At 47.4% G+C, this 18,325-nt stretch carries 19 protein-coding genes and 1 riboswitch; of the genes, 2 read left to right on the top strand and 17 right to left on the bottom strand.

Going from position 1 to position 18,325, the window contains the following annotated elements:
* Positions 1–96: 96 nt before the first annotated feature.
* From racE to sdhC, 7 genes are all read right to left on the bottom strand, one after another.
* Positions 97–915 carry a glutamate racemase gene (gene racE / locus ACH32G_RS11030; protein WP_095241530.1) on the bottom strand — a complete coding sequence of 273 codons (819 nt, stop codon included), beginning with the start codon at positions 913–915 and terminating at the stop codon, positions 97–99.
* Between the two features lie 7 nt (positions 916–922).
* On the bottom strand, positions 923–1,363 hold the full coding sequence (locus ACH32G_RS11025) for a MarR family winged helix-turn-helix transcriptional regulator (RefSeq protein WP_016938743.1): 441 nt from the start codon (positions 1,361–1,363) through the stop codon (positions 923–925).
* A 188-nt stretch (positions 1,364–1,551) separates the two neighbouring features.
* Positions 1,552–1,776, bottom strand: a complete 225-nt coding sequence (gerE, locus tag ACH32G_RS11020; protein WP_003152579.1) for a spore germination transcription factor GerE — start codon at positions 1,774–1,776, stop codon at positions 1,552–1,554.
* A gap of 120 nt (positions 1,777–1,896) precedes the next feature.
* Positions 1,897–2,334 (bottom strand): acyl-CoA thioesterase, encoded by a 438-nt coding sequence (locus ACH32G_RS11015; RefSeq protein WP_016938665.1) that lies wholly within the window; start codon positions 2,332–2,334, stop codon positions 1,897–1,899.
* Positions 2,335–2,393: 59 nt separating this feature from the next.
* Positions 2,394–3,152: a succinate dehydrogenase iron-sulfur subunit gene (gene sdhB, locus ACH32G_RS11010; RefSeq protein ID WP_045925255.1), complete on the bottom strand. Its 759-nt coding sequence runs from the start codon at positions 3,150–3,152 to the stop codon at positions 2,394–2,396.
* A gap of 2 nt (positions 3,153–3,154) precedes the next feature.
* Entirely contained in the window at positions 3,155–4,915 is a 1,761-nt protein-coding gene (gene sdhA / locus ACH32G_RS11005; RefSeq protein ID WP_016938664.1) for a succinate dehydrogenase flavoprotein subunit, read from the bottom strand.
* A 35-nt stretch (positions 4,916–4,950) separates the two neighbouring features.
* Positions 4,951–5,559 (bottom strand): succinate dehydrogenase cytochrome B558, encoded by a 609-nt coding sequence (sdhC, locus tag ACH32G_RS11000; protein WP_003152571.1) that lies wholly within the window; start codon positions 5,557–5,559, stop codon positions 4,951–4,953.
* A 296-nt stretch (positions 5,560–5,855) separates the two neighbouring features.
* Between sdhC and ACH32G_RS10995 the strand changes: the two genes are divergently transcribed.
* Positions 5,856–6,302 carry a YslB family protein gene (locus tag ACH32G_RS10995; protein WP_016938662.1) on the top strand — a complete coding sequence of 149 codons (447 nt, stop codon included), beginning with the start codon at positions 5,856–5,858 and terminating at the stop codon, positions 6,300–6,302.
* A 47-nt stretch (positions 6,303–6,349) separates the two neighbouring features.
* Here the strand turns inward: ACH32G_RS10995 and ACH32G_RS10990 are convergent, their stop codons facing one another.
* The 9 genes from ACH32G_RS10990 to ACH32G_RS10950 form a co-directional block, all read right to left on the bottom strand.
* Complete coding sequence (locus tag ACH32G_RS10990; RefSeq protein ID WP_448814359.1) at positions 6,350–7,579, bottom strand: aspartate kinase; 1,230 nt, start codon at positions 7,577–7,579, stop codon at positions 6,350–6,352.
* 125 nt (positions 7,580–7,704) lie between these two features.
* Positions 7,705–7,883: riboswitch (Lysine riboswitch) on the bottom strand.
* Positions 7,884–7,944: 61 nt separating this feature from the next.
* Positions 7,945–9,717 (bottom strand): excinuclease ABC subunit UvrC, encoded by a 1,773-nt coding sequence (gene uvrC, locus ACH32G_RS10985; protein WP_016938660.1) that lies wholly within the window; start codon positions 9,715–9,717, stop codon positions 7,945–7,947.
* Positions 9,718–9,864: 147 nt separating this feature from the next.
* Positions 9,865–10,179 carry a thioredoxin gene (trxA, locus tag ACH32G_RS10980; RefSeq protein WP_003152560.1) on the bottom strand — a complete coding sequence of 105 codons (315 nt, stop codon included), beginning with the start codon at positions 10,177–10,179 and terminating at the stop codon, positions 9,865–9,867.
* A 151-nt stretch (positions 10,180–10,330) separates the two neighbouring features.
* On the bottom strand, positions 10,331–11,821 hold the full coding sequence (locus ACH32G_RS10975; protein ID WP_448814358.1) for an alpha-N-arabinofuranosidase: 1,491 nt from the start codon (positions 11,819–11,821) through the stop codon (positions 10,331–10,333).
* Positions 11,822–12,039: 218 nt separating this feature from the next.
* Positions 12,040–13,017, bottom strand: a complete 978-nt coding sequence (locus ACH32G_RS10970; protein WP_045925249.1) for an electron transfer flavoprotein subunit alpha/FixB family protein — start codon at positions 13,015–13,017, stop codon at positions 12,040–12,042.
* A 31-nt stretch (positions 13,018–13,048) separates the two neighbouring features.
* Positions 13,049–13,822 carry an electron transfer flavoprotein subunit beta/FixA family protein gene (locus ACH32G_RS10965; RefSeq protein ID WP_060964609.1) on the bottom strand — a complete coding sequence of 258 codons (774 nt, stop codon included), beginning with the start codon at positions 13,820–13,822 and terminating at the stop codon, positions 13,049–13,051.
* A gap of 13 nt (positions 13,823–13,835) precedes the next feature.
* Positions 13,836–14,615 carry an enoyl-CoA hydratase gene (locus tag ACH32G_RS10960; RefSeq protein ID WP_016938656.1) on the bottom strand — a complete coding sequence of 260 codons (780 nt, stop codon included), beginning with the start codon at positions 14,613–14,615 and terminating at the stop codon, positions 13,836–13,838.
* Between the two features lie 13 nt (positions 14,616–14,628).
* The gene (locus ACH32G_RS10955) at positions 14,629–15,213 is read right to left on the bottom strand and encodes a TetR/AcrR family transcriptional regulator (RefSeq protein WP_014470798.1); all 585 of its coding nucleotides are present in this window, start codon (positions 15,211–15,213) and stop codon (positions 14,629–14,631) included.
* Between the two features lie 88 nt (positions 15,214–15,301).
* Entirely contained in the window at positions 15,302–16,990 is a 1,689-nt protein-coding gene (locus ACH32G_RS10950; RefSeq protein ID WP_448814357.1) for an AMP-binding protein, read from the bottom strand.
* Between the two features lie 102 nt (positions 16,991–17,092).
* Here ACH32G_RS10950 and ACH32G_RS10945 point away from each other — a divergent pair, with 102 nt between their 5' ends.
* Positions 17,093–17,770: a DUF2711 family protein gene (locus ACH32G_RS10945; protein WP_448814356.1), complete on the top strand. Its 678-nt coding sequence runs from the start codon at positions 17,093–17,095 to the stop codon at positions 17,768–17,770.
* Positions 17,771–17,908: 138 nt separating this feature from the next.
* On the opposite strand, the gene ACH32G_RS10940 is transcribed toward ACH32G_RS10945, so the two are convergent.
* Positions 17,909–18,313 carry a DUF350 domain-containing protein gene (locus ACH32G_RS10940; RefSeq protein ID WP_003152541.1) on the bottom strand — a complete coding sequence of 135 codons (405 nt, stop codon included), beginning with the start codon at positions 18,311–18,313 and terminating at the stop codon, positions 17,909–17,911.
* Positions 18,314–18,325: the final 12 nt, after the last annotated feature.

The following is an 18,325-nucleotide window of genomic DNA, read 5'->3' as shown; positions in this document are numbered from 1 at the left end:
CCTAAGGCTGTTTGTACTATGATGTATACGAGCCCTGTCCGGGAAATAGACCGGGATGCGCAAAAAAACCCGCCGTAAACAGCGGGTTTTTTTGATTTATTTTCTGATCGGCTCTTGAAGGGAGATGCTCTCGACATGGCCGATTTCATGGCCAAACCAGTCTTCGGCAATTTTTGCGAAGCCGTTCCGCTCTCCCGTTGTAAGAAACTGATACTCCGGTGCACGATTCGATTGGTTTAACAAACCTTTATAAGACAAGATGGTGCTCACTTCTCTCGCCGTCTCGTCACCGGAGGAAATGATTTTCACATGATCTCCCATATAGTCCTGAATCGGTTCTTTCAAAATCGGATAATGCGTGCATCCCAGAATCAAGGTATCAATTGCTGTACCTTTTAAAGGCTCAAGCGATGCTTCGACCGCTTCCTCCGCCGATTCCTGCAGAAAACGTCCGCTTTCCACAAACGGCACCAGCAGCGGACAAGCCGTGTTCTCGACTTGAAGGTCTGCATTTAATCCGAGCAGCGCCTGCTCATACGCTCTGCTTTTAATGGTATTTATCGTGCCGATGACGCCGATATGCTGGTTTTTCGTCACCTTTATCGCCGTTCTCGCACCCGGCTGAATGACGCCGACAACCGGAATATCCGTTTTGCGCTGAATATCCTCCAAGGCAATGGCCGTGGCAGTATTACAAGCGATCACGAGCATTTTGATATGGTGGTTTTCCAGCAGGTAATCGGTCATTTCCCATGTGTATTGAAGAACTTCTTCTTCAGGACGCGGGCCGTACGGGCAGCGTTTTGTATCTCCCACATAGATGATATTTTCCTTCGGTAGCTGTCTCATGATTTCCTTAGCAACGGTTAACCCGCCAACCCCGGAATCAATGACTCCTATCGGCTGTTCCAACAAAATCGCCTCATTTTCTTTTCATTTCATGCTGCAGTTTCAATAATGATTTTTCGAAGACGGCTGTTTCTTCTTCGGAAAATGTCTCAAACATATCCCGCAAATATGCCTGCCTTTTTAAAATCACTTCCTGAATAATGCGCTCTCCTTCAGCGAGAAGATGAATTCTGACGACCCGTCTGTCAGCAGGGTCTTTCACCCGTTCGACAAGCTTATTTTTTTCCATGCGGTCTATCAGATCCGTCGTCGTGCTGCAAGCCAAATACATTTTGCCTGATAATTCGCCTATTGTCATATCCCCCAATTCATAAAGCCATTGAAGGCCTACGAATTGCGGCGGTGTAATTGCATATTGGTTAAGGATTTCTCGTCCTTTTTGTTTAATGATCGCAGCGATATGGCGGAGTGATTTTTCGATATCCGCAACATGCTCTACAGATTTTGATGTCATTTGTCCATCCCTCACTCAAGGATCTTTCTGGGCTATTCACGCTCCGTGTCTATTTTCCTTCTTTTTTTAAGAAAATGCAAGACTGACGGAGAAAAAGGAAAAGCCGGGATTTTCATCGCATGCCTATCACTCCGGGCGCCAACACAAATAACCGGCTCCTTCTCGTAAAGAAGGAAAACCGGCAAGAATCAGAGCTCTAGCTCACCCATTCTAAGAAGCTCGACAACAGCTTGCGAACGCCCTTTCACACCTAACTTCTGCATGGCATTTGAAATGTGATTCCGTACAGTTTTTTCACTGATAAATAGCTCGCTTGCAATTTCTTTTGTTGTCTTGTCTTGAACGAGCAATTCGAATACTTCTCTTTCTCTTTTGGTCAGCAGCGGCTTTGATTGAAAATCTTTCTCCTTCAAGTATTGTAACCCTCCTTGCTAAGGTGAGAGCGAATCTGAAACGAATGGGTTTATATAGTCAAGATATCATATGTAAAAGCCGCTTCGGAGGTGACGTCACTTAAAGAAATAGTTATCCGTTCAGGCGAGCAGAATGCCTTTCTCCCGCTCCGTCCAGCTGACCGCTTTGCCGCTTGTCTTTGATACTTGTACCATAACGACGGAACCGGTAAAGCACGGCAGGCCTGACTCGTTTTCTCCAAGGTAATGAAGGGTGACGGACGCATTTCCGACAGAGCTTGCTTTGACATAAATCCGCAGATTTTCATACGGCATCACCTGACGCATATAGTCACACTGCTGGCTTGCGACGACTGTCATCGTTTCCGCATTTTGCGCTTCCATGCCGCGCTGCTTAAAGTAGGCGATCCGGGCTTCTTCAAAATAGATGAAAGGGGTTACATTATTCATATGGCCGAACATATCCGTTTCTGAAAAGCGAACCGATACTTCAGTAAAGAAAGAAAACGACTGTCTCCATTCTTCAAACGGGATGTCAATGTATTGCGGTTGTTTCATCACCTTCAGCTCCTTATAAAAAAACCTCTCCCGTGCGGAAGAGGCTCTTTTTCTTTATCTTATACTCTGTCGCTTCCGAAGAAATTGCGGAATGCTTGTAAGTTGGTATCTCTGTTCAAAGCAGCGATTGAAGTCGTGAGCGGAATGCCTTTCGGGCAGGATTGAACACAGTTTTGTGAATTCCCGCAATCTCCGAGACCGCCGTCTGTCATTAAAGCTTCTAAACGTTCTGACTTGTTCATCGCGCCCGTCGGGTGGGCGTTAAACAGACGAACTTGCGACATCGGGGCAGGCCCCATGAATTTCGATTTGCTGTTGACATTCGGGCAGGCTTCAAGGCAGACGCCGCAGGTCATGCATTTAGACAACTCATATGCCCACTGGCGGCGTTTTTCCGGCATTCTCGGTCCCGGTCCCAAATCGTAAGTCCCGTCAATCGGCACCCATGCTTTCACTTTTTTCAGTGAATCAAACATTCTGCTGCGGTCAACCTGAAGGTCACGGACAACCGGGAATGTTTTCATCGGCTTCAGACGGATCGGCTGTTCCAGCTTATCAATCAGCGCCGTACATGACTGGCGCGGTCTGCCGTTGATGACCATGGAGCAGGCGCCGCATACTTCCTCAAGACAGTTCATGTCCCATGCGACAGGAGTTGTTTTCTCACCTTTTGCATTCACGGGATTTCTGCGGATTTCCATCAGGGCGGAAATCACGTTCAGATTCGGGCGGTAATTGATTTCAAATTCTTCATCGTATGGCGCGCTTTCGGGCGTATCTTGGCGTGTAATGATAAACCGTATCTTTTTCTCACTCATGATTATTTCGCCACCTTCTTCTTCGAGTAGTCGCGTTTACGGGGCGCAATCAGTGATACATCGACATCCTGATATTCAAATTCCGGAGCTTCAAACGGACCGGCATGTTTAGCCATTGTCGTTTTGAGCCACTCATCGTCATTTCTTTCAGGGAAATCCGGTTTATAGTGCGCTCCCCGGCTTTCATTTCGGTTGTATGCGCCGAGCGTGATGACTCTGGCAAGCTGAAGCATATTGGAGAACTGGCGGGTGAACATCGCCCCTTGGTTGCTCCATTTTGTCGTATCATTAATATTGATTTTCTTAAAGCGTTCCATCAGCTCTTGGATTTTATCATCCGTTTTCAAAAGCTTGTCATTGTGGCGGACCACCGTTACGTTGGCCGTCATCCATTCTCCGAGTTCACGGTGAAGCACGTAGGCATTTTCATCGCCGTCCATCTTCATGATGTCTGCCCATTTTTCTTCTTCTTTTTTCACATAGGAATCAAATAATGAAGAAGACAGATCTTCAGCCGATGTTTCAAGTCCGGCAACATATTTCACCGCATTCGGACCGGCAACCATTCCTCCGTAGATGGCGGAAAGCAGAGAGTTTGCCCCTAAACGGTTTCCTCCGTGCATTGAATAATCACATTCACCCGCCGCGAACAGTCCGCGGATGCTTGTCATCTGATCATAATCAACCCACAGTCCGCCCATTGAATAGTGAACGGCAGGGAAAATTTTCATCGGAAGCTTACGCGGGTCATCTCCCATGAATTTTTCATAGATTTCGATAATGCCGCCAAGCTTAACGTCAAGCTCTTTCGGATCTTTGTGCGAAAGATCGAGATACACCATGTTTTCTCCATTGATGCCGAGTTTCTGATTCACGCACACGTCAAAGATTTCGCGTGTCGCAATATCCCGCGGCACGAGGTTTCCATAAGCCGGATATTTTTCCTCGAGGAAGTACCAAGGTTTTCCGTCTTTGTACGTCCAGACTCTTCCGCCCTCACCGCGCGCCGATTCACTCATCAGACGGAGTTTATCGTCTCCGGGAATGGCAGTCGGGTGAATTTGAATAAATTCGCCGTTAGCGTAGTAAGCGCCCTGCTGATAAACAATTGATGCGGCAGATCCCGTGTTGATCATGCTGTTTGTTGATTTGCCGAATACGATTCCGGGTCCTCCCGTCGCCATAATAACGGCGTCAGAACGGAATGACTCGATTTGCATATTGGTCAGATTTTGGGCTACGATACCGCGGCACGTGCGCTCATCGTCAAGAACGGCGCCGAGGAATTCCCAGCCTTCGTATTTTGTGACGAGACCCGCCACTTCATATCTGCGCACCTGCTCGTCCAGTGCGTAAAGAAGCTGCTGACCCGTCGTCGCTCCCGCGTATGCGGTTCTGTGATGCTGTGTACCCCCGAAACGGCGGAAGTCCAAGAGCCCTTCCGGCGTTCTGTTAAACATAACCCCCATGCGGTCCAATAAGTGGATAATGGACGGCGCCGCTTCACACATCGCTTTTACAGGCGGCTGGTTTGCTAAAAAGTCGCCTCCGTAAACCGTGTCATCAAAATGCTCAAACGGAGAGTCTCCTTCCCCTTTTGTGTTGACAGCTCCGTTTATCCCGCCCTGCGCGCAGACCGAGTGAGAGCGTTTGACCGGAACGATGGAAAACAATTTAACGGCCGTGCCTGATTCCGCTGCTTTAATTGTCGCCATGAGGCCGGCAAGACCCCCGCCGACTACGATAATGCTTGATTGACTCATGATAGCCCCTCTCCCTCTAGTAATCTCTAGTTCTCTTACACAAACGCAAAAATCGCTTTTAGACCCACGTATGAAAGCGCTAAAAATATAATCAGCGTCACGTAAGTCGAAATTCTTTGAGAACGCGGCGTGACCGTGATCCCCCATGTGACCGCAAAAGACCATAAGCCGTTTGAAAAGTGAAAAATGACTGATAAAACGCCTACAATATAAAATCCGAGCATAAACGGCGAGCTCAGAATATTCGCCATCATATCGAAGTTGACTTCAGCGCCCATCTGTGCGGCAATCCGCGTCTGCCACACATGCCAGCTGACGAAAATAAGGGTGAGAATACCGGTGACACGCTGAAGCACAAACATCCAGTTTCTGAAATAGCTGTAGTGGCCAGCGTTGTTTTTCGCAGTAAATGCTATGTACACACCGTAAACCGCATGATAAATTAAAGGTAAGAAAATAATAAAAATTTCTAACGCATACCTGAACGGCAGACTGTCCATAAAGCCGGCCGCCTTGTTAAACGCATCCGCTCCCCTTGCGGCAAATTGGTTGACGACTAAATGCTGGATCAAAAAGATGCCGACCGGAATCACACCGAGCAAGGAATGCAATCTTCGAAAATAAAACTCTCTGTTCCCAGACATTACTTTACCCCCTGTTTGATTTAAGTGCGAAATGTGCTAAAATCTCTGCCCCCACTTCGTTTCAATTGTAAGCACTTTATTAAAATTTATTGACAATTTCATTTTACTCCTCCCTCAAAAGGGCGTCAAGAAAACGTGTACATAAATTATAATTTTCGGAATTGATTATTTGACGTGAAAATTTTATTTTCCTGCAATACCTTTCTCACTTTTTTTCACGTGTTTTATAGGATCATCCTGTAATCCTCCCCCCTGTTTAAGCTATAATAAACGAAGGAGAGAGGGGAATACATAATATGAAGAATAATTATGAAGCAGCTTTAGAACCTTTAACTGAACTCGGCGTCAGCGCATACGGCTACGAATTAATCCGGGAAATCGTGCTTCCGGATATCCTCGGCCCGGAGCATTCGTCCATGATGTATTGGGCAGGGAAACGCCTCGCCCGCAAATTTCCTCTTCAATCATGGGAAGAAATCCCCGCCTTTTTTGAAAAAGCCGGCTGGGGAACTTTGACAAACACAGGATCAAAAAAGCAAGAGCTGGAATTTGAACTGGAAGGGCCGCTCGTATCCAGCAGGCTCAAACACCAGAAAGAGCCGTGTTTTCAGCTTGAAGCCGGTTTTATAGCCGAACAGATTCAATTGATGAACGATCAGATTGCAGAATCTTATGAACAGGTCAAAAAGAGAGCGGATAAAGTCGTCCTGACCGTGAAATGGGATATGAAGGACCCTGTATAATTGAAAAAAGGCGGTGACTCAAAAGTCCCGCCTTTTTGCCTGCCCGTTTATACGGCAGACGGCTGTTTAGAAAGCTCAAACGCATCATGAAGCGCTTCGACGGCTTTCACCATATCATTGTCACTGACAACCGCTGATACTTTTATTTCAGATGTGCTGACCATTTTGACTTGTACATTTTTTTCCGCCAGTACGGCAAACATGTCCGCGGCGACGCCGGGATTAGAGACCATGCCTGATCCGACAATGGATACTTTCGCCAGCTTTCTTTCAGTTTCGATTTTTTCATAGTCAAGCGCGTTTTTATATTCTTCAAGCACAGCGACCGTTTGCGCGGAATCTTCCGTTTTCACTGAGAAAGAAATGTCTGCTTCCCCATTATCCGCTTGTGTCTGAATAATGATGTCAACGTTGATGTTTCGTTTCGCCAGCGCGGTGAAGATCGTTGAAAGTGTTGTCAGCCCGCTTGCAAGGCCCGTGACGGATACCCTTGTAATCTGGTCTTCAAATGCAATTCCTCTGACGATTAAATTCTGCTCCATTGATGATTCCTCCTCAATTAATGTTCCAGCTTCATGTTCCGTGCTTGACCGCACTTCCAAAGGCACTTGATAGTTTTTCGCGAACTCAACCGCCCGCGGATGAAGAACACCCGCTCCGAGATTTGCAAGCTCCAGCATTTCATCATAAGAAATTCCCGCCAGTTTTCTCGCTGACCGGACGTACCGCGGATCTGTCGTAAACACGCCCGGAACGTCCGTGTAAATGTCGCATTTATCCGCTTTTAAAGCTGCGGCAAGAGCGACCGCCGTCGTATCGGAACCGCCCCGTCCGAGCGTCGTGATGCCGCCGTCTTCGGTTACTCCCTGAAAACCGGCGACAACTGTAATCCTGCCTTCTGCAAGCTGCGCCTGAATTGCGGTGATATCAATATCCGTAATTCTCGCATTGCCGTGGACGGCCTCCGTGCGGACACCCGCCTGCCAGCCCGTATAAGAGACGGCGTCATATCCTTTTTCCTGAAGCGCCATGGCCAAAAGCGAAATCGTGACCTGCTCTCCCGTAGACAGAAGCATATCCATCTCGCGTCTGCTTGGCTCAGATGTAATTTCCGCCGCCAGATTGACGAGCGCGTCGGTTGATTTTCCCATTGCCGAAACGACGACAACGACGTCATGGCCTTTTTTCTTTTCAACAATAGCGCGATTTGCGGCATTTTGAATTTTTTCGGCAGAGCCGACGGAAGTGCCTCCGAATTTTTGTACGATAAGACCCATACTAGACCACCCTTTACATTTTGGTTCGTGCGGGTGAGGAGAAAAGAGCGTTGTGTCCACAATAAAAAAAGCAATGAGAGGAATAGCTCTCATTGCTTTTTCATATCATTACGATTGATTATGAACAACGAGATAGCCCTCCAAGAAAATGAATTCTTGACAGCTTTACATTTATTTAATGCAAAGCCAGCAAAGCACACCGATGGGATGTGTTTCACTTCGGCGAACTCCCCTTTCAGCCTTTTTCGCAGAATCCATCATTCTCCAAAGGCATACTATTGAAGTTCGCACCTCTATCTTCACCATATAACACGATCTTATGAAATTAGTTCACATTCTAGCAGACTTTTCAGAAAAGCACAATACTATTTTTTCAATTTTTCAAACAGCAGCTGAGCGGCCGCAGCCGGCACACCGGCTTTTTTGATATCGTCAAGACTTGCTTCCTTCATCTTTTTGACAGAACCGAAATGCTTTAAGAGCATTTTTTTGCGTTTTTCGCCGATCCCCGGGATATCATCCAATACGGATTGAAAGGCGCTTTTTCCCCGGATCTGTCTGTGAAAGCTGATCGCAAAACGGTGAACTTCATCCTGAATGCGCTGAAGCAGGTAAAATTCCTGGCTGTTCCGCTCCAGAAATACCGGTTCAAGCGGGTCGCCGATCAGAAGGTTGGATGTTCGGTGTTTATCATCTTTCGCCAATCCCGCTACCGGGACATCAAGGCCGAGCTCATTCTCAAGCACGTCGCGCGCCGCGTTAATCTGCCCTTTTCCGCCGTCAATGATGATTAAATCCGGCAGCGGGAGATTTTCGCGGAGCACCCTCGAATATCTTCTTCTGACGACTTCTCTCATTGATCCGTAATCGTCGGGCCCTGTTACGGTTTTAATTTTATATTTGCGGTATTCCTTTTTATTCGGTTTTCCGTCAATAAAGACAATCATAGCCGATACAGGGTTTGTGCCTTGAATATTGGAGTTGTCAAACGCTTCAATCCGGTGCGGCGTGTAAATGTTCAATGCTTCGCCGAGCCGTTCGGCTGCTCCGATTGACCGTTCCTCATCCCGCTCGATTAATGAGAACTTTTCCCGCAGGGCGATTTTCGCGTTTTTGTGAGCAAGCAGAAGCAGTTCTTTTTTCGGGCCTTTTTTCGGCTGATGCACGGCGGTTTCCAAAAGCTCGCTGATCATATCTCTGTCAACGCTGTCAGGCACCAGAATTTCCTTAGGCAGAAAGTGATTGTTTTTCGAATAGAACTGGCCGATGAAGGTCAGAAATTCTTCATCCGCTTCCTGGTACATCGGAAACATGCTGACATCGCGTTCGATCAGCTTTCCTTGGCGTATGAAAAAGACTTGGACGCACATCCAGCCTTTATCGTACGCATAAGCGAACACATCGCGGTCCAGAAGGTCATTCATGGTCATTTTCTGCTTTTCCATCGTCGATTCGATGTAAGCAAGCTGATCGCGGAATTCTTTAGCCCGTTCAAATTCAAGCTTTTCCGCCGCCTCTGCCATTTTCTCTTCAAGCTCTTTTTTGACCTCGTTATGCCCTCCCTTTAAAAAGCGGGTGATGTCTTCCACAAGCTCGCGGTTTGTCTCCTCGGAAATATCCTTTACACATGGAGCGAGGCATTGTCCGAGATGGTAATAGAGACAGACACGGTCCGGAAGATTCGAGCACTTCCTGAGCGGATAAAGGCGGTCCAGCAGTTTTTTCGTTTCCCGCGCCGCCTGTACATTCGGGTACGGGCCGAAATAGCGCCCTTTGTCTTTTTTGACATTGCGGGTGACAATAAGCCGCGGATGGCGTTCATGGGTGATTTTAATAAAGGGATAGGTTTTATCATCTTTCAGCATGACATTGTATTTCGGATCGTATTTTTTAATCAGATTCATTTCCAAAATAAGCGCTTCAAGATTGGAGGAAGTCACGATATATTCAAAGTCCTCAATCTCCGTCACAAGCCTTTGGGTTTTTGCATCGTGAGAACCGGTGAAATAGGATCTCACCCTGTTTTTCAGCACTTTCGCTTTCCCCACGTAGATGACTGTTTTCTGACGGTCTTTCATTAAATAACAGCCCGGCTGATCGGGAAGGAGGGCCAGCTTTTCTTTCAGTTGTTTATTCATACGTTACCCTTCCTTACATTCATTTCTTGTGTCCATTCAGTGTATCACGAACATTTGTTTTTCTCCATTCTCAGCTTTTGGAAGATCAAAAAAGGCGATCCCTTTTAAAGGAATCGCCCTGCCGTAGCCGTAACAGAAACTTTCGGCTTACAGATGTTTGTTTACAAGCTCTTCAAGGGCTTCTTTCGGTTTGAAGCCGACAGATGTTTCAACCACTTCTCCGTCTTTTAACACAAGAAGTGTCGGGATGCTCATGACGCCGTATTTACCGGCAGTTTCTTGGTTTTCATCCACGTCGATTTTGACGATTTTCAGTTTGTCTCCCATTTCTTGATCAAGCTCTTCAAGAACGGGCGCGATCATTTTACAAGGTCCGCACCAAGGAGCCCAGAAATCAGCTAATACGACACCTTCACTTGTTTCAGCTGAGAACGATTGATCAGTTGCTTTTACGATAGCCATTTGTTATTCCTCCAATGTCAAATGATGATTTTTAGTATAGCATCTCCCATTCGTTCATGCTAATTTAATGCTTATATTATTTTCTCCCGAACCCGCCGAAAATAATCTTATTTATAGAATGTATGATAACCGATCAGCAGGCGTTCAAAACTTAAGATGGACCCGCCGGCAGCGTGATTAATACAACCGCCATCGGAGGAAGCTCCGCCTCCAGATTTCCGCTCTTCTGCGTAAACCCGGAAAACGGCTTCGGTTTGACGTTTTCCGGGCTGCTGAATGTATTGCGAGCATTCATTTTTTCAGCATGCAGAATCGTCGCGGAAGGCTTCCCTGTCTTTTTTATGCCCCGCAGTTCAATCTTCACGTCAGCTTTGTGCAGGTGATCGATATTGCAAATGCTGATATGTATGCCGCCGTTTTTCTGTTTGGACGCCGAAATGCTGACTTGCGGGAGCCGGCCGTCTTTCCATTCGTATTCGGCCGCTTTTGTTTCTGCGGCCAAAAGAGAAGCGTCCTGATGAACCTTAAACATATCAAACACATGATATGTCGGCGTCAGCAGCATATTTTTGCCTTCTGTCAGGATCATTGCCTGAAGCACGTTGACGGTTTGCGCGATATTGGCCATCTGCACACGGTCTGCGTGCTGATGAAAAATGTGAAAATGTGTGGCGGCGACAAGCGCGTCGCGGATCGTATTTTGCTGATACAAAAAGCCCGGATTCGTGCCAGGCTCAGGATCAAGCCATGTGCCCCATTCATCAATGATCAGACCGACTCTTTTTTCCGGATCGTACTGATCCATAATGGCGCTGTGCCTTGTAATCAATTCATCCATATGAGCCGCTTTTTTCATCGTGATGAACCATTCATCTTCCGTAAATTCGGTCGCTGACCCTTTTCCCTTCCAGAAGTCGCCCGGTATTGTGTAATAATGCAGGCTCAGCCCGTCCATGAGATCAGCGGCTTTTTTCATTAATGTTTCTGTCCAGCGGTAATCGTCGACATTCGCACCGCCGGCAATTTTATAGATTTCATTCCCGCTGTAATTGCGGACATACGTTTGAAAGTTCCGGTAAAGGTCGGCATAATACTCAGGATGCATGTTTCCGCCGCAGCCCCAGTTCTCATTTCCTATACCGAAATATTTGAGCTTCCACGGTTTTTCCCGCCCGTTTTCCTTTCTCCAGTCGGACATCGGCGTGCCCGCTTCAAACGTCATGTATTCAATCCAATCAGCCATTTCCTTAACCGTTCCGCTGCCGACGTTTCCGGCGATGTACGGTTCGCAGCCGAGCAGTTCACAAAGCATCATAAATTCGTGCGTGCCGAATTCGTTTGAATCAATCGTTCCGCCCCAATGGGTATTCAGCATGGTTTTTCGTTCCCCTACGCCGTTTGCCCAATGATATTCATCAGCAAAACAGCCGCCGGGCCATCTGAGAACGGGAATCTGGAGCTGTTTGAGGGCGGAGGCGACATCCGCCCTGATTCCGCCGGTATTCGGAATATCGGAATCTTTTCCGACCCAGATGCCCTCATATATGCCTCTTCCTAAGTGTTCCGCGAAATGTCCGTATATGTTTTTGTTAATGGTTCCCCGTGTGATATCCGTTTGAATGACTGCCGTATTGTGAGACATACTTGATCATTCCTTCCCCTTAATAAGAATGAAAGCACTACAGCCAATCTATGTATCTGGGATGTATGTATGCTGAAAGGATAAGTTTGTAAGCGCTTTACAGAAAGCTTATTATATTGGTTCGTACATGTCAATCTGTTATTTTACCAATACATAATTTGTACGAATCAATCATCACAAACCAAAACCCTCTGACAAATGAAGCCAGAGGGTTTTGGTTATGAATGAATATTGGCCTTTTTAAATTCCTGAGTCAGGAGCGGAACCACTTCGAACAAATCGCCGACAATTCCGTAGTCCGCTATTTTGAATATTTCCGCTTCCGGGTCTTTGTTGATGGCAACGATCACTTTACTGTTTGACATCCCCGCCAAGTGCTGAATCGCTCCGGAAATCCCGCAGGCAATATACAAATCCGGTGTAACGACTTTCCCCGTTTGGCCGATTTGAAGAGAATAGTCGCAATAATCCGCGTCACACGCGCCGCGCGAAGCGCCCACCGCTGCTCCCAGCACTTCGGCAAGTTCTTTTAACGGTTCAAACCCATCTTTACTTTTTACCCCGCGACCGCCCGCAACGATGATTTTCGCTTCTGATAAATCCACGCCGTCCGCTGTTTTTTTAACTACTTCTTCAATGACCGTCCGCAAATCTGCCGGCGGGACCGCAAGCTCTTCAATATCACCCGTGCGGCTTGCATCTCTTTCTAATGCCTGAATGTTATTCGGACGGATTGTCGCCAAGATGAAAGGATCGGTTGAAATCACCTGTTCAAAGGCTTTGCCGGAATAGATCGGTCTTGTAAATACGATGTTGTCTCCGGTAACGCTTACATCCGTGCTGTCTGAAATCAATCCCGTTTCAAACCGTGCCGCAAGCTTCGGTGACAAATCTTTTCCCATAGAAGTATGGCCGAAAATAACCGCATCGGGCTTTTCATTTTCGATCAGATCCCCGAGGACCGCGGCATATCCGTCCGCCGTATACTGAGAAAGTCCCGCTGCATCGGCCGTAAATACTTTATCGGCGCCGTACTGAATGAGTTCTGATGCTGCATCAGCCGCGCCTTTTCCCAACAGCACGCCGATGACATCTCCTCCGCCGGAAATGGTTTTGCCTGCGGCTATGGCTTCAAAGGTGACGTTCCGTAAGGCGCCGTCACGAATTTCTCCGAGTACGATCACTTTTTTTCCCATTCTGACATCCCCCAGTTTCTTTAATATCGGTTTATACGACTTTGGCTTCTTTTCTCAGCAGTGAGACAAGCTCCTTCGCCTGCTCAGCGGCTTCTCCTTCGATCAGTTTGCCCGCTTCTTTTTGCGGCGGGAGAAAACGTTCGATCGTTTTGAGTTTCGGTGCAGCATCATCTTCATCAATGCCGAGGTCATCGAGCTCAAGCTCTTCCAGCGGTTTTTTCTTCGCCTTCATAATGCCCGGAAGCGACGGATAGCGCGGCTCGTTTAAGCCTTGCTGTGCCGTGATGACTAAAGGAAGTGAGGTTTTAATGACTTCGGTATCCCCTTCGTTGTCTTTCTCTGCCACAGCTTCATCGCCGCTGATTGTCAGTTTTGTAATCGTTGTGACGCAAGGAATGTTCAACAGTTCGGCAAGCCTTGGCGCCACTTGGCCGGAACCGCCGTCAATCGCGACATTTCCGCCGAGAATCAGATCATATTCCCGGTCCTTGAAATAGTGATATAAGATCGTGGAAATGGAGTATTGGTCGGGATCGCTCAGGTCATCCTCAATATTGATTAATACCGCCTGGTCGCACCCCATCGCAAGAGCGGTGCGGAGTTCTTTCTCCGCATCTTCTCCGCCGACGGTTACGGCGGTAACAGTTCCGCCATGCTCTTCTTTCAGCTGAATCGCTTCTTCAATGGCGTATTCATCATACGGATTAATGATAAACTCGGCTCCGTCTTCCTGAATCTTTCCTGCTTCAATGACGATTTTCTCTTCTGTGTCAAACGTCCGTTTCATCAGTACAAATAGATTCATATTCTTATCCCCTTTATCTTCGCCCACCGAATTGAGGCTTTCTTTTTTCGAGAAATGCCTGAATGCCTTCTTTTGCGTCTTCTGATGCAAATGCTTCCCCAAAGCGCTTTGCTTCGAGCTTTAAGCCGCCGTCATAAGAATAGACTTTGTTTGAATAAAGAAGTTCAAGCAGGGAAGCCATCGACTGCGGGCTTTTTTCCGCAAACTTGCCCGCTAGCGTTTTCGCCTTTTCCAGCAGCTCCTCTTCATTTTCGGCGCCTATTGTGACAAGCCCGAGGCTGAGCGCTTCTTCTCCGGTCACAGGTTCTGAGGTGCCGATCATCTCAAGCGCTTTCGCCGTGCCGACGTACCGGGGCAGGCGCTGCGTCCCGGCAAAGCCCGGAATAATGCCGAGATTCAGCTCGGGCAGGCCGAGCTTTGCATCCAATGTGGCGATTCTGATATGGCAGGCCATGGCAAGCTCCAGACCGCCGCCGAGCGCAGCGCCGTGAATCGCCGCGATAACGGGCTTCGGAAACCCTTCAATTCTTTCCATCAGCTGCTGGCCTTTATCCGCCATGGCAGAGGATTGCTCAAGATCATCAAGCGACGTAAATTCCTTTATATCGGCGCCCGCCGAAAAAAATTTTCCCTCTCCGCGAATGATGATGCTTCTGACGCTGTCATCTGTTTCACACCGGTCGAACAGACCGGATAATTCAGCTAAAACCGCACCGGACAGCGCGTTGGCCGGCTGATGATTGATGGTGATCACCGCGACAGATTGTTCAACCGCCACTGAAAGGCTGTTCATCCGTCAACCCCCTTTAGTTTTGATGAATCCCTGACACCAACAGTTCCAATACCTTGTCTGACAAATCCGGAAGATCATATTTCTGATCGTTCATCACCCATGTTGTCACTGTTTCATCTATCGTCCCGAATATCATCTGCCGGGCGAGGCGGACGTCGAGATTGTCTTTCCATTCGCCCGACTCGATTCCTTCGGTCAAAATGGTGTCCAGCATGTTTAAATAACCTTTTAAAATATCATTGATTTTCAGGCGCAGCTTGATATTCGACTGTCTGAGCTCAAGCTGGGTCACAATCGCGAGGTGGCGGTCATTGCCGAGCAGTGTGAAGTGCTGCTTAATGACGAGAGCGAGTTTTTCTTTTGCCGTCGTTTTTTCTTTCACTTCTTCTTCCATGCGTTCAATGAACTGGCCCATCTTTTCTTTAAAAAGAGAAATGAGTATATCCTCTTTGTTTTTGAAATATAAATAGATGGTGCCGTCCGCAACGCCGGCCTGCTTGGCGATTTTGGACACCTGTGATTGGTGATAGCCGTTTTCCGCTATGACTTCTACTGCTGCATCAATGATCTGCATATACTTTGGCCGTTTTTGGTTCAATGTCATCGTTCCTTCCTTCAATAAATGAATGACTATTCATTCATAACTTCATGATAAAAAGGATTCCCGGTTTTGTCAAGTTTTTCTTTTAAGGCACCTTGTTTTCATGAGAAGCATCTTCCTCTTCGACGAGACGCCTTCTTAATATCTTTCCGACGGCCGTTTTCGGAAGCTCTTTTCTGAATTCGTACAGCTTCGGGACTTTGTACGGCGCAAGCCGCTCTCTGGCAAACGCATCAAGCTCATCGGCATCCGCTTCGGCGCCTTTTTTCAAAACGACAAATGCTTTCACCGTCTCCCCTCTGTAGGAATCAGGCACGCCCGCTACGACGATTTCCTGAACGGCTTCATGCTCATACAGCGCCTCTTCCACCTCACGAGGGTAAATGTTGTATCCTCCGGCAATGATGATGTCTTTTTTCCTGTCGGCGATGTAGAAAAATCCTTCCTCATCCATATATCCCATGTCACCGGTAAACAGCCAGCCGTCTCTGATGACACGGGCCGTCTCCTCCTGCTTGTTCCAATAGCCTTTCATAACCTGCGGGCCTTTTACGATCAGCTCGCCGTGTTCATACGGCTCCGCAAGCCCGCGTTTTTCTTCTGAATAGATTCCGGCATCGGTATTGGGCCAGGGACAGCCGATGCTGCCGGGCTTATTTTTTCCCCAGATGAAATTTGAATGGGTCACCGGTGATGCTTCGGATAATCCGTAGCCTTCCACAAGCTTTCCGCCGGTCACTTTTTCAAATTTCTGTTTGACTTCGACCGGCAGCGCCGCTGAACCGCTCGGACAGCTTTTTATGGAGGACAGATCATATTGATTCAGTTCCGGATGATGCAATAGCCCGATGTAAATCGTCGGAGCTCCCGGAAAAACTGTCGGCTTTTGCCTGTCGATTGTTTTCAGGGTATCCAAGGGATTGAATTTAGGAAGCAGAATCATTTCACACCCCTGCATGATGGAAAAATTCAGCACGGCGGTTAATCCGTACACATGAAAAAAAGGGACGATGCCAAGCACTTTTTCGGCTCCTTTTTTCATTTTGTACATCCAGGCGGCGCCCATTTCTGTATTGGCTTGAATGTTTTTGTGCGTGAGCATGACGCCTTTCGGATAGCCGGTTGTTCCGCCCGTGTATTGAAGCACGGCGATGTCATGCTCAGGATCAATATCAAATTCCTCCGCCTTCTCCGCTTTTTCATTTTTTAAAATGTCCGCTAAGCTGTGAATCTGTTCATGTCCGTCGTAATCGATATGCACTTGTTTTTTTTGCGTGAGTGTATAAAGCATATTTTTCGGAAACGGCAAAAAATCTTTGATACTGGTTGTAATAATGCGTTCAACAATTGACAACGTTTTCATTTTTATCACCTTCGGAAACAGCATATCGAGGGTGATGATCACGCGCGGCGAACTGTCTTGCAGCTGATACTCAAGCTCGTGTTCCGTGTAGAGCGGATTGGTCTGAACGACTATGCCCCCTGCGAACAATACGCCGTAAAATGCGATGACCGACTGCGGACAATTGGGCAGCATAATGGCGGCTCTGTCGCCTTTTTTCAGGCCTGTTTTGCGTAAAAAAGCGGCTAGCTTTAATGAATCTGTGAGAACGTCTTGGAATGTGAGTTTTTTTCCGAGAAAATAAATGGCGGTATGGTTCGGGAATTGAGCTGCGGAGTTTGTCAGATTGGATGGCAGGGTTTGACCGGTAAATTCAAGCTCATACGGAATCTCTTCGGGATATTGAGAAAGCCATGGCTTTTCAGACTGCATAAAACCTCTCCCTTCTGTTTTCCTATACGCTATTATTATAGCAGAAGGCTGATTGGAATTGGAAAGCGTTTCATGCTATTTCGAGTTCAGGAGGTGTTGAGTTTGCTGGAAACGCTGCATTTTGAAGAGGGAGTTCCTATCCTGCGCCAGCTGCCGAAGCCGTTTACTTCAGCCGCCTTTTTGCTTCATCCCTTTGTCCGAATGCCGGATGGGTGGGAAGCGCAAAAGCGCAAGCGGCCTTTTGAGCATATCTATCCGAGTGATGAAGAAATCCTTGCGATGGGCAGACCCGTTTCCTGGAAAACCGTCATGACCATTTGCGGACTGCGCTCTGAAAAAGAGACCGCGCTTGCACTGATGACTGCTGTCACGGCACTGCGGGATGAATATGCCCGGCCTGAATCCGCCGCGCTGTTAAACCGGCTTCATCACCCCGATCTGTACTTGCCGAGCGATGATGTCACTTCGCCATTTTTGATACCGGGACTCTTGGACGTGTTTCGTTCAAAAGGCATTGAGCGCTGCACTTTTTATGAGCCGATCGAAGCGGAAGGCCTATTTTCACTCAAGCAAACGTCGCCTTCGGATGTATGCGGACTGCTGCAGGCTGACATGATGATTGCCGATGTAAAGCGGCGCGCCGCTTTTATGAGTGTGTACGATTCTTTCACAACACTCTTTCTCATGGAGGATCAAGACATGCTGTCTGTTATCCGCGCCATGAATTGGGAAGCCGTCATTTGCTCTGATACGATGAGCATAAACTGGTATTCTCAATAAAAAAGACTGCCGATTTCAATTCGGCAGCCCTTTTTCAGTATTAAGATGTCATGACCAGATAAATAAGTCCGATGAACAGAAAAATTCCCGCTGCCGACAGCAGCACTTTCGCAAGCTTCTCCATTTTTCCCCGTCCCCTTAAATCCCGGCGGCCACCACAAATGACAGGCCGACTGAGATGACAAATGAAATAAAGCCGACAGCTCTGTTATCTTTTTCAATTTCTTTATCAATTTTAAACCGGGGCGTCAGAAATTCAAAGATAAAATAGCTGATTAAAAGCATAATAAATCCGTATACGCCCCAGCCGATCATTTGCAAAAGCGAATTATGCTGGGCGATGCTGTGTTGAAAGACATTCGCGATACCGAGAATTTTCCCTCCGGTCGCCATTGCCACCGCAAGATTGCCTTTTTGGATTTCCACCCAGTTTTTATAAGATGTCACCAATTCAAACACGGTCAGAAAAATGACGAGACACAAGACGGCCACACTGTAATAAGCCGCGATTTCAACAAGCTCATTTTCCCAAAAAGCATTCATGACGTTTTCTCC

Source organism: Bacillus sp. CIS52 (assembly GCF_053545315.1).
This window is presented reverse-complemented; position numbering and strand designations above follow the sequence as displayed.

What these genes read in the sequence shown, in the direction of transcription:
- ACH32G_RS11025 (WP_016938743.1), bottom strand. Translation starts at nt 1,363, where the DNA reads ATGACATCAAAATCTGTAGAGCATGTTGCGGATATCGAAAAATCACTC.
- ACH32G_RS11015 (WP_016938665.1), bottom strand. Translation starts at nt 2,334, where the DNA reads ATGAAACAACCGCAATACATTGACATCCCGTTTGAAGAATGGAGACAG.
- sdhB (WP_045925255.1), bottom strand. Translation starts at nt 3,152, where the DNA reads ATGAGTGAGAAAAAGATACGGTTTATCATTACACGCCAAGATACGCCC.
- sdhA (WP_016938664.1), bottom strand. Translation starts at nt 4,915, where the DNA reads ATGAGTCAATCAAGCATTATCGTAGTCGGCGGGGGTCTTGCCGGCCTC.
- sdhC (WP_003152571.1), bottom strand. Translation starts at nt 5,559, where the DNA reads ATGTCTGGGAACAGAGAGTTTTATTTTCGAAGATTGCATTCCTTGCTC.
- ACH32G_RS10995 (WP_016938662.1), top strand. Translation starts at nt 5,856, where the DNA reads ATGAAGAATAATTATGAAGCAGCTTTAGAACCTTTAACTGAACTCGGC.
- ACH32G_RS10990 (WP_448814359.1), bottom strand. Translation starts at nt 7,579, where the DNA reads ATGGGTCTTATCGTACAAAAATTCGGAGGCACTTCCGTCGGCTCTGCC.
- uvrC (WP_016938660.1), bottom strand. Translation starts at nt 9,717, where the DNA reads ATGAATAAACAACTGAAAGAAAAGCTGGCCCTCCTTCCCGATCAGCCG.
- trxA (WP_003152560.1), bottom strand. Translation starts at nt 10,179, where the DNA reads ATGGCTATCGTAAAAGCAACTGATCAATCGTTCTCAGCTGAAACAAGT.
- ACH32G_RS10975 (WP_448814358.1), bottom strand. Translation starts at nt 11,821, where the DNA reads ATGTCTCACAATACGGCAGTCATTCAAACGGATATCACACGGGGAACC.
- ACH32G_RS10970 (WP_045925249.1), bottom strand. Translation starts at nt 13,017, where the DNA reads ATGGGAAAAAAAGTGATCGTACTCGGAGAAATTCGTGACGGCGCCTTA.
- ACH32G_RS10965 (WP_060964609.1), bottom strand. Translation starts at nt 13,822, where the DNA reads ATGAATCTATTTGTACTGATGAAACGGACGTTTGACACAGAAGAGAAA.
- ACH32G_RS10960 (WP_016938656.1), bottom strand. Translation starts at nt 14,615, where the DNA reads ATGAACAGCCTTTCAGTGGCGGTTGAACAATCTGTCGCGGTGATCACC.
- ACH32G_RS10950 (WP_448814357.1), bottom strand. Translation starts at nt 16,990, where the DNA reads ATGCAGTCTGAAAAGCCATGGCTTTCTCAATATCCCGAAGAGATTCCG.
- ACH32G_RS10940 (WP_003152541.1), bottom strand. Translation starts at nt 18,313, where the DNA reads ATGAATGCTTTTTGGGAAAATGAGCTTGTTGAAATCGCGGCTTATTAC.